Annotated in this window: 15 protein-coding genes; all 15 read right to left on the minus strand. The window is 52.2% G+C overall.

Annotated features, from left to right (window positions below; translation table 11 throughout):
- Positions 1–65: 65 nt before the first annotated feature.
- The 15 genes from NOG13_RS00650 to proC all read right to left on the minus strand — a co-directional run bounded on the left by NOG13_RS00650 (position 66) and on the right by proC (position 16,200).
- Complete coding sequence (locus NOG13_RS00650) at positions 66–1,223, minus strand: C40 family peptidase (RefSeq protein ID WP_283110397.1); 1,158 nt, start codon at positions 1,221–1,223, stop codon at positions 66–68.
- Complete coding sequence (gene ftsX / locus NOG13_RS00655; RefSeq protein WP_283110398.1) at positions 1,213–2,124, minus strand: permease-like cell division protein FtsX; 912 nt, start codon at positions 2,122–2,124, stop codon at positions 1,213–1,215. The genes NOG13_RS00650 and ftsX overlap by 11 nt, the downstream gene beginning before the upstream one ends.
- Positions 2,121–2,801, minus strand: a complete 681-nt coding sequence (ftsE, locus tag NOG13_RS00660; protein WP_283110399.1) for a cell division ATP-binding protein FtsE — start codon at positions 2,799–2,801, stop codon at positions 2,121–2,123. The genes ftsX and ftsE overlap by 4 nt, the downstream gene beginning before the upstream one ends.
- Positions 2,802–2,992: 191 nt before the next feature.
- Positions 2,993–4,078: a PucR family transcriptional regulator gene (locus tag NOG13_RS00665; protein WP_283110400.1), complete on the minus strand. Its 1,086-nt coding sequence runs from the start codon at positions 4,076–4,078 to the stop codon at positions 2,993–2,995.
- A 97-nt stretch (positions 4,079–4,175) separates the two neighbouring features.
- On the minus strand, positions 4,176–4,535 hold the full coding sequence (locus tag NOG13_RS00670) for a sensor histidine kinase (protein WP_283110401.1): 360 nt from the start codon (positions 4,533–4,535) through the stop codon (positions 4,176–4,178).
- 117 nt (positions 4,536–4,652) lie between these two features.
- On the minus strand, positions 4,653–5,219 hold the full coding sequence (locus tag NOG13_RS00675; protein ID WP_283110402.1) for a response regulator transcription factor: 567 nt from the start codon (positions 5,217–5,219) through the stop codon (positions 4,653–4,655).
- A gap of 31 nt (positions 5,220–5,250) precedes the next feature.
- Positions 5,251–5,973: a lytic transglycosylase domain-containing protein gene (locus NOG13_RS00680; RefSeq protein ID WP_283110403.1), complete on the minus strand. Its 723-nt coding sequence runs from the start codon at positions 5,971–5,973 to the stop codon at positions 5,251–5,253.
- Between the two features lie 216 nt (positions 5,974–6,189).
- A complete protein-coding gene (locus tag NOG13_RS00685; RefSeq protein ID WP_283111195.1) occupies positions 6,190–7,677 on the minus strand; it encodes an L-fucose/L-arabinose isomerase family protein in 1,488 nt (495 codons plus the stop codon).
- Positions 7,678–7,736: 59 nt separating this feature from the next.
- Positions 7,737–9,251 carry a xylulokinase gene (gene xylB / locus NOG13_RS00690; RefSeq protein WP_283110404.1) on the minus strand — a complete coding sequence of 505 codons (1,515 nt, stop codon included), beginning with the start codon at positions 9,249–9,251 and terminating at the stop codon, positions 7,737–7,739.
- 14 nt (positions 9,252–9,265) lie between these two features.
- Positions 9,266–9,895, minus strand: a complete 630-nt coding sequence (locus tag NOG13_RS00695) for a DUF4867 family protein (protein WP_283111196.1) — start codon at positions 9,893–9,895, stop codon at positions 9,266–9,268.
- Positions 9,896–9,928: 33 nt separating this feature from the next.
- Positions 9,929–10,954, minus strand: a complete 1,026-nt coding sequence (locus NOG13_RS00700) for a LacI family DNA-binding transcriptional regulator (RefSeq protein ID WP_283110405.1) — start codon at positions 10,952–10,954, stop codon at positions 9,929–9,931.
- A gap of 420 nt (positions 10,955–11,374) precedes the next feature.
- Positions 11,375–12,973 (minus strand): peptide chain release factor 3, encoded by a 1,599-nt coding sequence (locus tag NOG13_RS00705; protein WP_283110406.1) that lies wholly within the window; start codon positions 12,971–12,973, stop codon positions 11,375–11,377.
- Between the two features lie 196 nt (positions 12,974–13,169).
- Complete coding sequence (gene arfA / locus NOG13_RS00710; protein WP_283110407.1) at positions 13,170–14,657, minus strand: arabinosylfuranosidase ArfA; 1,488 nt, start codon at positions 14,655–14,657, stop codon at positions 13,170–13,172.
- A gap of 160 nt (positions 14,658–14,817) precedes the next feature.
- Positions 14,818–15,351: a transcription repressor NadR gene (locus NOG13_RS00715; protein ID WP_283110408.1), complete on the minus strand. Its 534-nt coding sequence runs from the start codon at positions 15,349–15,351 to the stop codon at positions 14,818–14,820.
- Positions 15,352–15,399: 48 nt separating this feature from the next.
- Entirely contained in the window at positions 15,400–16,200 is an 801-nt protein-coding gene (gene proC, locus NOG13_RS00720; RefSeq protein ID WP_283110409.1) for a pyrroline-5-carboxylate reductase, read from the minus strand.
- Positions 16,201–16,375: the final 175 nt, after the last annotated feature.

The following is a 16,375-nucleotide window of genomic DNA, read 5'->3' on the forward strand; positions in this document are numbered from 1 at the left end:
TTCCCCTAGTACAATCTCATGGACAGGCTTCCCAAACCAGCCGTTCGTTTTATCCTATCGTACACTTATGGCAGTCTGCCATAGACCTGATCGCAGTTCAGCCAATATCCCCTTATGTCGACCACCACGACTCCCGGATACGGTTTGCCGATATCCCCATCGCACTGAATCGCCTTGTTATCGCCAATATAAATGCCCACATGGTCACAATGGTGATAAAATATCAAGTCACCCGGACGGAGCTCGGAACGGGAAGTAAAAGTTTTTGTGCAATAACGCATCAAGCCGTGACAAGTCATCCTCGGCGCGCCATTCAAACTCCAGCCGCATTTTTTCAGGACATAGGACACAAAGCCCGAGCAGTCAAAACCGCTTGGCGAGTAGCCGCCATAAACATATTTGACCCCTAAATATTTTGAAGCCACGCTGTATATCCGCGATACCTCACCGGTAGACATACCTTTTCCATCGCTATTATAGCTTCTGAGGTAGCTTTGAATGGCGGATGCCATTTTTGCTTGTTCGGCTTTGTTCTTTGCCCGTTCCGCAGCGACCGCCTGCTCATTCTGCGTCATAGTAGCAAGAATCTGTTCCTGCTCTTTTACCAAGGTATTTAATTTCTGCTGCGTACTTTGCAACTGCGTTTTCGTTGCGCTTGCCTGTTTGCGCTTATTCTCAATCGCTGTTTTTTCTTCCTTGATGCTGTCGATGTCGCTCTTGATTGAATTCATCAGGGCCGTGTCATGCTCAGAAATGGTCTTTAGAATCTGCGTCTTGTCCGCAAGGTCCATGATGTTTTTTGCATTGAGAATAATCTCAAGATTCGAGGCTTCCCCGGTCAGGTAAAGCGCATAAACACGCTGTTTCAGTTTCTGGAAATCCGCGTCAATTTCTTTCTGTTTTGCGGCAATTGAGTTCTGCTTCTTAAGGATCTCAGCGTCGAGCTGCTGAATCAACTGGTTTTGGCTTTCAAGCTGATCTTCCAGATTCAACGCCTGTTCCTTAATCGTGTTTAAATACTGTTGCTGCTTCGTCTTGTCGTTTTTCAGCTTCTGAAGCTGGGAATCGAGTTCCTTACTCTTCTGCTGAAGAGCAGCCTGCTTTTGCTGCAGTTCGCTCAAGGTGTCTGCTTGAGCCGGAACGGGCTTTAGGGGGATGGAAAAAACGATTGCAAGCGAAAGTACAATTGCGGCAGTAATCCTGAACAGTCGTTTACCAGTCAACGATGTCTCCTCCCTCTTTTTTCAGGTACTTGCCGATGGAAATTACACCGCCGAGCGCACCGAAAACGCCGCCGACAAGCAGGAACACACCGGTAAGAGCCCCTGAAATCGAACTCATTGATATCGGAGTAAACATTGTAATGGAAGTAAGCATTCCGGTCAGCTTTCCGTAAATGAGCTGCAGGAGCAGGCTCGAAATCAAACCGGAAATCAAGCCGATGATGACGCCTTCCACAATAAACGGAACGCGTATGAACCAGTTCGTTGCGCCGACTGACTTCATGATGCTGATTTCAAGGCGCCTCGAGAACATGGTTGCGCGAATGGTATTTGAAATGATGAACAGAGACACAAGGCTCAGCAGAAGGATAATCCAAGAGCCGCCCGTGGTAATGATGCGGTCAAGCTTCGTCAATTTGGCTGCAATGTCGGAATAATCGTTAACGCTTCCAACGCCTTTGATTTTCTTAATCTGTTCCACGGTGGCTTTATATTTGGAAAGATCTTTGAACGAAACCTGATAAGCGTCCGGCAGCGGATTGTCTTTGCCGGAAAGGCCGGCCAGCAGATTCGCGTCCTTTTCCCCGAGCATCTGCATGACCTTTTCAATGGCTTCGTCCTTCGGAACAAACTTGCAGCTCTTAATGTTGTCCAGTTTCTTGATCTCTTGCCCGGCCTTCACGGCAGAAAGAACCGGGAGGCCTTGCTGCATGTATACTTTGACAGAGTTGTTGCCTTCAATGGTTTTCATGGCAGCATTTATGTTCAGGGAAAACAGGTAAGCGGCGCCCGTCAGCAGAAGGCACGAGACCAAAACACCAATCGAAGCGAGCGACATGGTGCGGTTGGTCCAGATATTGCGCACGCCCTCCTTAAAAAGATAACGGAAACTTCTAATCATGCGTGAACCTCCATGTTGCTGGTATCCGATACGACCCTGCCGTGGTTGATTTCAACCACACGGTGTTGAAAATGCTTCACCAGCGACTGTTCATGCGTGACCATCAGTATCGTGGTTCCGCGTTTATTGATTTGCGTAAGCAAGTCTACAATTTCAAACGAAAGAGCCGGGTCAACGTTACCCGTAGGCTCATCCGCAATCAGGAGCTTCGGGCTGTTCACCAGCGCCCTTGCAAGGCCAACGCGCTGCTGCTCACCGCCGGAAAGCTCACGCGGGTGGCAGTTGGCTTTGTCTTGCAAGTTGACAAGGCTGAGGATATACGGCACGCGGCGGCGAATCTCCCGGTTGGAGGCCCCGACAACGTGCATGGCAAACGCCACGTTTTCAAACACCGTCATCTTGTTGATAAGACGGAAATCTTGAAAGACCATGCCCATCATGCGGCGAAGATACGGTACTTCGCTTTTCTTAATTTGAGAGAGATTCTGGTCCCCGAGGATCACTTCGCCGGATGTGGGGCGCTCCTCGCAGGTAATCATCTTGAGAAAAGTACTCTTCCCCGCGCCGGATTGTCCCACAATAAACACGAATTCACCGTCTTCAACGGTAAGACTTAGGTTATTGAGAGCTTGTGTCCCGTTGGGGTATACCTTACACACATTTCGAAACTCTATCATACGTACAGCAGCTCCATATTTTTTTCACAACTCATTCCCCATTTTTCCAACCGCGCTTCGCCCCTAAATAGCGAAACGTAAAGCGATACCCATTGGTATGTTTCCATCATACCAATGGGTATACAATTTATTGTTCTATAAAAGAATATTTTTGTAATATTTTTGTAACACTTTTTGACATTTCCAAACAATCAGAATTTTACAGGATTGGAAGCAAGGTATTTTTTAACCATAAGCGCTACTTTGAACACGATGGCGTCTTCAAATTCGCGGAGGTCGAGACCTGTAATCTTCTTAATCTTTTCCAAGCGGTAAACCAGCGTGTTGCGGTGTACAAACAGCTTACGGGAAGTCTCGGAAACGTTCAGGTTGTTTTCAAAGAAGCGCTGAATGGTAAACAGCGTCTCGTGATCCAGCGAATCAATTGAACCGCGCTTAAAGACTTCCTTCAAAAATGCTTCGCACAAAGTTGTGGGGAGCTGATAAATCAGGCGGGCGATGCCGAGGTTGTCGTAGCTGACGATGGTGCGTTCGGTGTCGAACACCTTGCCGACTTCCAGTGCAACCTGTGCCTCTTTAAAGGAACGTGCAAGGTCTTTGATTCCGGTGACGACTGTGCCGATGCCGACGACGCAGTGCGTGTAGAATTCACTGTTGAGCGTGTCTGCAATTGAGCTTGCGAGCTTGTCGAGGTCCTTCGACTCGATTCCGGGGCGGATTTCCTTAACAAGGGCAATATCCGTCTCGTTGATGTTGATGACGAAGTCCTTGCTCTTATCCGGGAAAAGGTTCTGCACGACGTCATAAGCGGAAATGTCGGTTTTATTGGTAACCTTGATAAGCATGCACACACGGGAAACATCGGTGTTAAAGTGAAGCTCGCGCGCCTTCAGGTAAATGTCGCCCGGCAGGATGTTGTCGAGGATTACATTCTTAATGAAATTGCTTCTGTCGTACTTTTCATCATAGTACTGTTTAATGCTGCTGAGCGAAACAGCAAGAAGGGAAGCGTAACGGCTCGCTTCAGGGTCACTGCCGGAGACAAACACGGCATATTCCGGGCGCGGACGATTTCCAAATGATTTATAGGTATAGCCGTCCACAACAAAGGTACCAGGCGACACAAAAGCCTCCTGCGTGATGCTCTCATTTACCTCACCGATACGGCCAAGCTCACTGCACGCAATGATAACGCATGTTTCATCCACAACTCCGATGGTGCGGTCAATGGCATCGCGCATCTGATGAATCACGCCCTGAAATAACCTGTTTGACATGGCAATCCCTCACTTTTTACGAATCTATAGAAAAAATATATATCATACGCCAATATACATTTTACATAAATCCGAAACAAAATTCAACCTAATTCCCTCAATTTTCTACTATCGGTTCTTTCGGCCCTGCCTGTGCCGGCATCAGGAAGGCCATGGAAGTTCCTTCGCCGAGTGCGCTTTTTACCACAATCGTGCCGCCGTTGTTCTCAACAATCCATTTCACAATGGCAAGGCCGAGGCCCGAGGAGCTGGTCTTTCCGCGCGTGCGCGCGACGTCTGCCTTGTAAAAGCGGTCAAATATATGCGGGAGGTCCTGTTTCGAAATTCCGATGCCGGTATCCTCCACCGCGAGAACGACATGATCTTTTTCGCGCCTGCACAAGAAGGTGATGCTCCCGCCTTCCGGCGTATATTTTCGGCTGTTTTCGGCAATAGCGCGCACTGCCTGCTTCATCATCGCGGGGTCAGCCGTCAGCATGACGTTCGGTTCAATGGACTCCGTTATTCTATGGTATTGTCGATGAGCCTTGTTTCCTCGGCAAGGTCCTTCATCATATCCGACGCGCTGAAAAGCTCAGGGTGCACCTGTTGGCTGTGGCCGTCGGCACGGGCCAGAAACAAAAGGTTCTCCACCAAGTGCTGCATGTCGCTGGCCTCTTCGATAATTTCTTTTTGTCAGCTGAATCGGAACACTGCCGTATGTAACGCTGCGTGCGCTGCAGTTTACGGTCAAATCTCCCCAGTGAAGCTCCTGCAATTCACGGTTTCTGTCGTTTCCATGCTTTTTCAGCAGGACGCGTATGCGCGCCAAAAGTTCCTCAATGGCAAACGGTTTTGTCAGGTAATCGTCCGCACCGTTGTCTAATCCATTGACCTTATCCGCCACAGAATCCTTGGCCGTCAGCATGATGACCGGCGTTGTATTGGTGAGGCGAAGCCTCCTGAGGACTTCCATTCCGTCCATTCCGGGCATCATGATGTCGAGAATGATAAGATCAAACAGATTCTGCTGCGCAAGCTTCAGGCCGCTCACGCCGTCATAGGCCTTTTCCACCGAATACCCTTCGTGACAAAGCTCCAGCTCCAAAAAGCGCACGCTGTTGCGGTCGTCATCAATAACCAGGATCCTACCGTTTGCCAATCAGTCCATCGCCTTTCCATGCGGAGAACTATCACTTCGTTGATTGCATTGATTGCGCTGATATATTTTCCTTGGAATGTTCTGTCAACTCTTCAAGAGTATCCTGCTCCAAACGCTGCACATACATCTTCGCGAATGTGTGGAAGAACTCCGCACTCAGCATATCCATTGAAAGAGTGGTGTCCTCTTCCGCTTTCGAGCTCAGCACGGTGGAAGAAGAATTCTGCGTGCCGGAAGTATACGCCGTTTCCGGCACGGAAAGATCCATGCCTGCGTAACGGAGCACCTTTTTCACATAGTTCTGCGTCTCGGCATACGGAGGAACGCCGCCGTATTTGCGCACGGCACCGCTGCCTGCGTTATAGGCTGCTACCGCAAGCTTGGCATCCCCATGAAAGGAGGAAAGCAGCTGTCCGAGATATTTTGCGCCGCCCATGATGTTTTGTTCCGGGTCGAAGGAATCCTTTACGCCGAGTGCCGCGGCTGTGGACGGCATGAGCTGCATGATGCCCTGCGCTCCGCAGCGGGATACCGCGTCGGCGCGAAAACCTGACTCTGCCTTGGCAACTGCTTTGAGCAGATTCACGGGAACATTGTAACGTGCCGCCGCTCTTTCAAAGATATCGTTCAAATCTGTGCTGTTTGGAACGCAGGCTTTTTTCAATGCTTCCGAAAAAGCCGCCGTCCGTTCTGGGGAAGCTTGTCCCTGAACCGGCTTCTGTACCGCTGTTGCGGAAGTGACACCCGTTACCATAACTCCGTCCCTCCGTATCTTTTTCAGATGCAAATATACAGATTTATTATAACGCTTCTTTGATGGAAAAATCAACCGACGCAACAGTTTGAAACACAAAAATGCCTTTTTTCTGTCAAATTAGCGAAGTAACACGCGGGAACAGGCGAAATTACAGAAAAATGCGCGGGAAAGAGCCGTCTGCTCTTTCCCGCGCAATGCACAGTGGTAAAAAAATTATTTAACGAAAGGGTTCTCCGTTTTGTAGAGCATACCTTTCGGCTGGTTGAACGCAATGTCAGTAACGCCCAGATAACGGAACAGGGTGAACAACGCTGCACCGACATGGCCGAACGCAACCGCGCCGTGGTGCGGATAGTTCTTTTCAATCAGGACATGACGGTAGAAGCGGCCCATTTCCGGAATGGCGAAGATACCAATGCCGCCGAAGGAACGTGTTGCAACCGGGAGAACTTCACCCTGTGCAACATATGCCTTGAGGTGAGCATCGGAGCTGCTCTGGAGGCGGAAGAAAGTAATCTTGCCCGGAGCGATGTCGCCTTCGAGGGTTCCGCGTGTAAAGTCAGGCTCGCCGCCGTTTTCAAGCAGACGGTTCTGGATGAGCTGATACTTGATAGCGCCGTCGGAAAGCTTGCAGAACGGAGTGTTGCCGCAGTGGAAGCCCATGAAGGTCTCGTTGAGCTGATAGTTGTATTTGCCCTTGATGTCCTCTTCCCAGAGGTCCTTCGGAACGCTGTTGTTGATATCGAGCAGCGTGACAGCGTCGCCGGTGATGCAGGCGCCGATATACTCGCTCAGTGCGCCGTAGATGTCAACTTCGCAGGCAACCGGAATTCCGCGGCTGGCGAGGCGGCTGTTTACATAGCAAGGCTCAAAACCGAATTCCTTCGGGAATGCCGGCCAGCACTTGTTCGCAAACACCACATATTTACGGGAGCCTTTGTTGGCTTCCGCCCAGTCAAGCAGAGTGAGCTCGAACTGAGCCATGCGCGGCAGAAGGTCCGGATAAGTGTTGCCCTTCACGCCGAGCTCTTTTGCCATGTCGGCAGCGACATCGGCAATGCGCTTGTCGTTCGCATGCTGCTTGTAGGCAACCAGCAGATCAAGTTCGGAGTTCTCCTGAATCTCCACGCCGAGGTCATAAAGCGGCTGAATCGGAGCGTTGCAAGCAAAGAAATCCTGCGGACGCGGGCCGAAAGTGATAATCTTGAGGTTCTTGATGCCGATGATTGCGCGGGCGACCGGAATGAAGTCCTGAATCATGTCCGCAATGTCATCGGCAGTTCCAACCGGGTATTCCGGAATGACTGCGGGGATGTGGCGCATGTTGAGGTTGTAAGAGCAGTTCAGCATGCCGCAGTAAGCGTCGCCGCGGCCGTTGATGAGGTCGTTGCCATGTTCTTCGGCAGCAGCAGCGAACATGCACGGGCCGTCAAAGTACTGAGCGATTTGCGTTTCCGGAGTCTCCGGTCCGAAGTTGCCGAGGAATACGCACAGGGCGTTGCAGCCGGCAGCTTTGACTTCGTCGACAGCTTTGAGCATATCGACTTCGTTCTCAACGGTGGTTTTTGCCTCGTAGACCGAAATGCCTTTCTTCTTGCAGCTTGCTACGATGTCTCCTCTGCGTCTTTCGGACAGGGAGATTACGAAGCAGTCGCGGCTGACAGCGATGATGCCAAGCTTGACTTCAGGAATATTGTTCATCATATGTATTCTCCTCCTCAGGCATAGCCTGAAAATTAATTAGGTTCGATGGAAGTTTCTCAATAGCTCCATTTCAGCGCATCATAGAACTTTACATATTTCTGATACTGCGCTTCATAGAGCGGAACATTGGCGGCTTCCGGTTCTGTTTTGCTTTCGGGGCGAATCAGCGGAACGGTGGCTTCGAGGTTCGGCCAGATTCCCGCCGTGACGCCTGCGGCAAGTGCCGCGCCGAACGAGCCGCCCTCGGCGCTTCCGTAAACGGTGCGCACCGGAAGATTGAACGTATCGGCAAAAATTCTTCTCCAGATGGGGCTGTTTGCGCCGCCGCCGGCAAGAACAATCTCGTCGGAAGACACATTTTGGTCGACGCTCAGGATGAGGTCATAGACCTGACGAAGCGAGAATGCAACGCCTTCCATGACGGCACGTGCGAAATGTCCCTTTGTGTGGCGTGAAGTGATGCCGAGGAATGCGCCCTTTGCATTCGGGTCGTTGATGGGAGCGCGCTCGCCGGTGAGGTAAGGCAGGAAGATCAGTCCGTCGGCGCAAGGCGGTGTTGCTGCCGCTTCTTCGTCGAGGATGTGGAACGCACTCTTGCCCTCTGCTTTGCCGCGCTCGACTTCATAGTCACCCAGCGCATTGCGGAACCACTGGTAAGAACCTGCGGCTGCAAGTGTTACGCCCATGGCATTGAAGGTTCCCGGCGCATTGCCGCAGAATACCTGCAGCATGCCGTTCGGGTTCGGCAGGAAGGACGCAAGGCCCATTGCCACAACGCCCGAAGTGCCGAGCGTAATTCCCACGCGGCCCGGTTTGATGAGGCCGAGGCCTGTGGTGGAGATAACGGCGTCGCCGCCGCCGCCCGCGACAATCGTTCCCTCGGGGATGCCGGTTTCCTCGGCAGCTTCCTTGGTAACACGGCCCACAGCGTCGGTGGACTCCACGGCCTTCGGGAAGAACTCCGGCTTTAGGCCGCATTTCTGAATCAGATCGACTGCCCAGCAGCGGTTCTTTACGTCAAACAGGCCGGTGCCGGAAGCGTCGGAAACATCGGTTGCGATTTCGCCGGAAAGGCGGTAACGGATGTAGTCCTTCGGATTCAGAATCACCTTCGTGCGAGCGTAGTTCTCCGGCTCATTTTCTTTCATCCAGAGAATCTTGCCGCCCGTGTAGCCGGTCAGCATGCGGTTGTTTGTAATGGCGAGCAGAGCGTCCAGCCCGCCGGCAGCTTCGGTGATTTCATCGCACTGTTTTCCCGTGCGCTGGTCGTTCCATAGAATTGCGCGGCGGATGACCTTCATGTTTTCATCCAGCGCGACCATTCCGTGCATCTGGCCGGAAAAGCCTACCGCGCCGATTTCCGCGCCGTTCAGCTTTGCGGTGATTTTGCGCAGGCCGCGCACAACACCGTTCCACCAGTCCTCCGGGTCCTGTTCCGACCAGCCTTCCTTGGGTGCGTAGCACGGATATTCCTCTACGACAGAGCCCAGGATCTTACCATTTTCGTCGACTGCGAGAATTTTGCATCCCGATGTGCCGACGTCAATTCCTAATGCACAGCGATATGCCATGTCGTTCCCTCATTTCATTTCAATGTGATGTTTTCGCCTTTCAAACCGACGTATGCGCCGTCTTTCTGCAGGCCGGAATCTTCATGTGCAATCAGCCACTTGTTTGCGGCGAACAGCAGCTTCTCTTCGCCCTCTTTGCGGGGAGCGGCTTTCAGTGCTTCGTTGGTTCCGCGCGGCAGGATTACCGCATTGCGGAAGCCCTTTTCGTCTACGCTGCACGGTGCAAAATGGAGCGTTGTGGCGTACATTTCCACCATGGTTCTCGCAGGAACAAGGAAAGCCTCTACGCGGGAAGTGTCGTAGCTGAAGTCCTTCGGGTCAACGTCCTGTAGAGCGCCGAGCAGAAGAATCATGTCGTCCAAAGCCACGTTGAACTCTGAGCTGCGGTGATATTCCAGCGCATTCAGAACATGGTTTACGCCGTTGCAGTAGCCGATTTCAATCGGCAAGCCGCCGAATCCGGCGTCGCGCAGCTGCGCGAAAGCAGGCGTAGCCTCCAAGTTCTTGTCAGAGGGGACGTAGACCGTTCCGTCGGTCGGAAGCGGGGTGCTGCGGAGCGCTTCCAGCATCTCAGACAGGTCGTAACCCTCCACGACTCTGCCGTAACGGCGGAATTCCGGGTCCGTCACACGATGGATTTTGATGTTTGACATTGAAGTTCCCCCTTGTTATTTGATTTACAAATTTTCTCTGATTTTGATTACGGTGTCCGTAAAATTGAGGTCATTTTTCGGTGCTGTGCCGCTCATGAGGTAATCGGCCAGCATTTTCACGGAGCGGTATCCCTGCTGGAACGGTTCTTGGCAGATGGTTGCGGTAATGACTCCCGAACGCAGGTACCGGCGTGTTGTGGGGATGTCGTCGAACGAAACGACGGGGATTTTCCCGGAAAGGCCAGCTTCACAGATGGCTCTGCACACGCCTTCGGTGCCGCCGCTGGTGATGTAAACGCCGTTGATGCCGGAGTTGTTTTTCAGTGCCTCCGCCGTTTTGCGGTAGGCGACCTCCGCGTCGTCGCCGGCTTCGATAATCTGCACAATGCTGAAATCGTGTCCAAGAGTTTTCAGCTCGTCTTTCAGCGCGTCAATGCGCTGAATGTGGCCCTGCATCTTGAGTGAACCGGTAATCACAAGAAGCTTTAAAGGCCCGTGACGCACAATCGAAAAGATGCCCGCCGCAGTCCGGCCGCTCTCTGGGTAATTGCACCCTACATAAAAGAGTCTGCCCGTGCCGCTGAGGTCGGAGTTTACCGCCGCAACCGGCGTACCGGAAGCAATGATTTCATTCACCGTTTGACGGACCTCGGGCACATCTACCGTTGCCACACAAAGAGCCGAAAGGTCTTTCTGCGCAAGGCTTTTCATCTCGCGGATATGTACCTCCGGGTCAAATCCCTTTACAAGGGAAATCTCCAGCGAAACGCCGAAATCGGCAAGTTCCTGCTCCGCCTGACGGAATCCCCGAATGATGGAATCAAAGAACGGGTTGCCAACGCCGGGCAAGAAGCAGCCAATTTTCATCGGCTTTTTCAGCGCGGCCAAAGCTTTTCCCGCTCGGTTCGGCTTATAGTCCAAGTCAATAACCAGCTTGCGGATTTTTCGTTCCACTTCGGGCGATACCCCGCCCCGGTTGTTAAGCACCCGGTCAACGGTTCCGCGTGAAACTCCTGCCGCACTGGCAATATCCTTGATGGTAACCGGCAATTTCCCACCTCCGGGTTTCTCGTGCACGAGCACATCTTGAAAGTGCACGGGCACATTGCTTTCTCAGTTAAAATTATACTGTTTTGAGTTGGAAAGTCAATGAACAAAATCATAATATTTCTTCAATTTTTTATGAATAATGCAACATTTTCTTATTTGCATTTTCGTGTTTTTCCAGAAAAAGGTAGTAACCATGCAACAAGAGATTATTCTTCACACAAAAGCGGCGGCCTGCAAAAAGCAGGTCGCCGCTTACCGCATGAATCAGGGGGTTTTCTTCGCCCCGCAATTCTATGTGAGAATTTTCCTCACTTGCGTTCTTGTGTCAAATGTTCTGGGAACATGTGGTTTTGCTATGCAAAAAGACCGGAAAACATACGTTTTCCGGTCTTTCTTGTATTTCGATTTGAGCCATATATCTTACTCTTGCGAGAATTCTTCCAGCACCAAACCCTCGTTGTGTTCGAGCGCCCAGTTGATGCTCCAGTTACTGCAGAACAGAAGGAGATAATGGCCGCGTACATCCTGAACGAGCTTCGTGTCTGATGTAAGGTCCAGCTTTTTGAGGTCGAGGCCGGTGTCCTTCACCCAGCGAATCTCCTCAAACGGCAGCGGGCTCCTGCGGATTTCTACATTATATTCGTTGCGCAGGCGGTACTCCAGAACATCGAACTGCAGCACACCGACCACGCCGACAATGACTTCTTCCATGCCGGAATCCGGCTCATGGAAAATCTGAATGGCGCCTTCCTGCGCAATCTGCGTCATACCCTTGACGAACTGCTTGCGCTTCATGGTGTCAACCTGTTCCACGCGGCAGAAATGCTCCGGCGCGAAGGTGGGGATACCCCCGAACTTAAACGGCTTTGACGCTCCGCAGAGCGTGTCGCCGATGGAGTAGATGCCCGGGTCGAACAAACCGATGATGTCGCCAGCGTAGGCTTCATCAATAATTTCGCGGTCCTGCGCCATGAGGTGCTGCGGCTGGGCCAGTTTCACTTTTCTGCCGCCCTGCACATGGTAGACCTCCATGCCCTTCTCGAATTTACCCGAGCAGATGCGGATAAACGCGATTCGGTCGCGGTGCGCCTTATTCATGTTCGCCTGAATCTTGAACACGAACGCCGAAAAATCGGGGCTGAACGGGTCAATGATGCCTGCGTCGGATTCGCGGGGGAGCGGCGGCGTCGTCATGCGCAGAAATTCCTTCAGGAACGGTTCCACGCCGAAGTTTGTCAGCGCCGAGCCGAAGAACACAGGCGATAGCTTTCCTGCGCGGACAGCTTCCATATCGAGTGCATCGCCCGCGCCGTCGAGCAGTTCCACGTCGTCGCGGAGGTGCTCGGCGAAATCTTTGCCGATAAGCTCCTCGGTTGCGGGGTCGTCCAGCGAAACGACGGTCGCCTTGACTTCCTTCTGTTCAAAGACCGTGTCGCTGTTCGCGTGGAACACGAGAATCTTTTTGCTTGCACGGTCATAGACGCCCTTGAATTCCTTGCCCGAACCAATCGGCCAGTTCATGGGGCAGGTGCGTATGCCGAGCAGATTCTCAATCTCCTCCATCAGGTCAAACGGGTCGCGCGCGTCGCGGTCCATCTTATTAATAAAAGTAAAAATGGGAATATGGCGCAGCGTGCAGACCTTGAACAGCTTGCGCGTCTGCCGCTCGACGCCCTTCGAGGCGTCCAGTACCATCACGGCGGAGTCCGCCGCCATAAGCGTGCGGTAGGTGTCCTCCGAAAAGTCCTCGTGGCCCGGTGTGTCGAGAATATTGATGCAGTAGCCGTCGTAGTTGAACTGCATGACCGACGAGGTAACGGAAATTCCTCTCTGCTTCTCAATCTCCATCCAGTCCGAAACAGCATGGCGCTGTGCTTTTTTGCCTTTTACGGAGCCTGCCAGCGCAATGGCCCCGCCGTAAAGAAGCAGTTTCTCCGTCAATGTCGTCTTACCGGCGTCCGGGTGCGAAATAATCGCGAAAGTTCGCCGTTTTTCAATCTCAGTGCGCGTGTCTGCCATAGTTCCTCCAACTTATATTACCAATTAAAATATTGTTTCCGTGAAAAAGGCCGCAATATGATTATTGTAAGTCTTTCAGCAGAAATAATCAATAAGATTTCATGTCTCCGCCCGAAGGATGGAATCGGCAAAATACTTCTGTTTTGAACCATAAAAAACGGAATGTCGAAAACCGACATTCCGTTTTTGAAAAGAATTATTTCTCAACCTTGAAGCGGAGCATATTCCAAGACTGCTTCGGCAGGAGGACGCTGCAGGTTTTGAAAGTTCCGGCAACCGGTGCGATTTCACGCGGGACAACACGGTTGGGGTTGTCGAACGTATTCTTCGCGTTCAAGTCGTCACCGTCCATGCAGAGATGCTCTGTCATGGTCAGGCTGCCGAACGAAGCAAGGTCGATGTCCACTTTCATCTCTTCGTCGCCGATGTTTAGGCAGAACAGCGTAACCGTGTCATCGTCACCGTGTACCGCCGTGGTGTAAAGCAGCGGGGTTTCGCCGTGCTTTGTTTCGATCTTCGGCGTTTTCACGACCGGCTGCAGCACTGTGCCGCGCCCGTACTGAGAGAGATAACGGAACGGGTAGAAGATGGTCTGACGGATTGCGATTCCGCCCTTCTGCGTGCTGATTGGGGCAATGACGTTGACAAGCTGAGCGAGGCAGGCAATCTTTATGCGGTCGGCGTGGTTCAGAAGCGTCATTCCGAGGCCGGAGAACACGAGGGCATCCAGAAGCGAATAGTTATCTTCTAGAATGGACGGAGCCTCCATCCAGTCATGGGGCTCGTCCTTGCTCTGATACCAAATATTCCACTCATCGAACGAGAACTTGAAGTCTTTCTTACCGCGCTTTTCCGCCTTGACGTAATCTGCCGTTGCCGCGAGCGTGCGGATGAACGAATCCATATCGACGAAGGAAGCGAGGAAATCTAGGTCGTTGCCCTGATTTTCATAATAGCGGTGCATCGAGAGGTAGTCCGCGTGCTCATAGGTGTATTCCATAACCTTGCGGTCCCACTCCGGGAACGTAGGCATTTCACGGCTTGAGCTGCCGCAGACGACAACCTCAATGCTCGGGTCGACCCATTTCATGATTTTTGCCGCTTCGCGCGCTTTCTTGCCGTAGTCGTCAGCGTCGAGGTGGCAAATCTGCCAGGGGCCGTCCATCTCGTTTCCAATGCACCACAGGTGGATGTTCATCGGGTCTTTGTGGCCGTTCTTTGCGCGCAGGTCGCTCCAGTATGTGCCGCCGGGGAAATTGCAGTACTCCACCATTTCGCCTGCATCCTTCGGCGTTCCGGTACCCATATTGACGCTCGCCATAATCTTGGTACCCGCCTTGCGGCTCCAGTCATAGAACTCATCAATGCCGAACTGGTTGCTTTCAATCGTTTTCCATGCAAGGTCGAGTCTGCGCGGGCGGTCTTTCTTCGGGCCGATTCCGTCTTTCCAGTCGTAGCCGGAAAGAAAGTTGCCGCCCGGGTAACGCACATGGTCCACATGCAGCTCACGGACGAGCTTCAGAACATCCGTGCGAAAACCGTCCTCATCCGCTTCGGGATGGCCGGGTTCATAAATGCCGGTGTAAATGGCGCGGCCCAAGTGCTCGAGAAAGGAGCTGAACAACCTATCATCGGTGTGGGAAATTTCAAAATCCTTTTCAATGTGAAGCTTTGCTTCTTTCATGATAAATCCTCCCTTTAATAGAATGTGCGGCTTGCTTCAGCAAAAATGGATATGCGTCCATTATAATCAAAAAAGCACCTCTTCACAAGCACGAAATCTTTGTCTTCGGAAAAGAAAAAGGCCGCCCGCCGCAAAACCACGGCAAGACGGCACGAGGGAATCATCCCTCCGGCGTATCCTTTTCAAAAAGAAACCCTTTTTCTTTCAGTTGGTCGAGCACACGTTGGTAAGCATCTTCATCCGGGCAGACGATGGTATGCAGGTGAACTCCGCCAGTGAGGTTGCACAGCGGCAGCGCCTCGCTTCCTTCGAGCTTCTTTAGAAAACAGTCGACATCATAGCGGGAAAAGGCATGAAGCTGACCGGAAATCTGCCCATAAACAGCATGCTCCACAATTACATCGAGGATACCGCAGCCGTTGTCAACAATGGTATACATCTCCTGCGCAATATTCTCTTTGTCATGGCAGCAGGCAATGGTGCGGACTAAGCCGCGCCTCTCGGTGTCTTTCTGCATCACATAGCCCCGCGGGGTAGCGGAAATCGGCACATTGGCCGCGCGCAGAAGTGCTACATCACCCACAATCACCTGGCGGCTGACGCCGAACTTCTTTGCCAACGCACTTGCGCTGATCGGTGCACTGCTCGCATGCAAGGTACACCGAATTCCTTCTCTTCTCTGTGCTGCATCCATTCGATTTCCTCCCCAGTCGATTCCGTTCAGATCTTGACCGTAGCAAAATTACATGGAAGCCGATTTTTTCATGCAGGCGCGCATGGCTTCCATGACGGCACCGCGGAACCCCGAGCGTTCCAGTGAAGCTACCGCCTCAATCGTCGTTCCGGCCGGCGAGCAGACCATGTCTTTGAGCTCACCGGGGTGCTTGCCGGTTTCCAGCATCATCTTGGCGCTGCCGAGAACCGACTGTGCCGCAAACGTATAGGCCTGTGCGCGCGGCAGTCCGCCCATGACGGCCGCGTCTGCCATCGCCTCGATGAACAGGAATACATAGGCCGGGGAGCTTCCGCTGACCGCGACTACGGCGTCCATCATGGATTCGCTGACAACCTCTGTCTTTCCGAACGAATCAAACAAACGGCGGACTTCCTTGAGTTCCTCCGGCGTTACGAGTTGGTTGGGGCAGAGGGCGGTCATTCCCTCCCCCACAAGTGCCGGCGTATTCGGCATGGTGCGGATGAGTTTGAGATCGCGCCCGAACATATCGCTTATTTTTTCAAGGGATTTTCCCGGTGCAAGGCTGACAACAACAGTGGAATCCGGCACATCGTCCGAGATTTCCTCAATCACCTCGCTGAAATACTGAGGTTTCACCGCCAGCACGAGGATTTCGCACTGAGCAGCCGCTTCTTTGTTGCTGAGCGTTGTGGCGATGCCGTATTTTGCCTTGGCCTGCTCCAGCTTCGGGGATGTGTGGTTTGAAACGATTATATCTTCCGGCTTCAACGCTCCGGCGGAGAGAATTCCGCCGATGATGGCGTTCGCCATATTTCCGCATCCAATAAATCCAATCTTCTTTGTCATTGCGAATCCTCCCTGCACCCGACTGCGGTGCTTCGTTTTTTTCAATTATAAACGTATTTGCCGCACTCGTCAAAGGGCGCTGCCAACCCGACAAAAGTACATATTTGTAAGAAACACAATTTTCAATTTGCCTAGAATTGCCTTCCAATATTTGTGAATTATTATACTAATCAAC

Origin of the sequence: Thermocaproicibacter melissae (assembly GCF_024498295.1) — a bacterium.
In the GTDB taxonomy this organism is placed as follows: domain Bacteria; phylum Bacillota; class Clostridia; order Oscillospirales; family Acutalibacteraceae; genus Thermocaproicibacter; species Thermocaproicibacter melissae.

What these genes read in the sequence shown, in the direction of transcription:
- ftsE (WP_283110399.1), bottom strand. Translation starts at nt 2,801, where the DNA reads ATGATAGAGTTTCGAAATGTGTGTAAGGTATACCCCAACGGGACACAA.
- ftsX (WP_283110398.1), bottom strand. Translation starts at nt 2,124, where the DNA reads ATGATTAGAAGTTTCCGTTATCTTTTTAAGGAGGGCGTGCGCAATATC.
- NOG13_RS00670 (WP_283110401.1), bottom strand. Translation starts at nt 4,535, where the DNA reads ATGATGAAGCAGGCAGTGCGCGCTATTGCCGAAAACAGCCGAAAATAT.
- NOG13_RS00680 (WP_283110403.1), bottom strand. Translation starts at nt 5,973, where the DNA reads ATGGTAACGGGTGTCACTTCCGCAACAGCGGTACAGAAGCCGGTTCAG.
- NOG13_RS00665 (WP_283110400.1), bottom strand. Translation starts at nt 4,078, where the DNA reads ATGTCAAACAGGTTATTTCAGGGCGTGATTCATCAGATGCGCGATGCC.
- proC (WP_283110409.1), bottom strand. Translation starts at nt 16,200, where the DNA reads ATGACAAAGAAGATTGGATTTATTGGATGCGGAAATATGGCGAACGCC.
- arfA (WP_283110407.1), bottom strand. Translation starts at nt 14,657, where the DNA reads ATGAAAGAAGCAAAGCTTCACATTGAAAAGGATTTTGAAATTTCCCAC.
- NOG13_RS00685 (WP_283111195.1), bottom strand. Translation starts at nt 7,677, where the DNA reads ATGAACAATATTCCTGAAGTCAAGCTTGGCATCATCGCTGTCAGCCGC.
- xylB (WP_283110404.1), bottom strand. Translation starts at nt 9,251, where the DNA reads ATGGCATATCGCTGTGCATTAGGAATTGACGTCGGCACATCGGGATGC.
- NOG13_RS00715 (WP_283110408.1), bottom strand. Translation starts at nt 15,351, where the DNA reads ATGGATGCAGCACAGAGAAGAGAAGGAATTCGGTGTACCTTGCATGCG.
- NOG13_RS00705 (WP_283110406.1), bottom strand. Translation starts at nt 12,973, where the DNA reads ATGGCAGACACGCGCACTGAGATTGAAAAACGGCGAACTTTCGCGATT.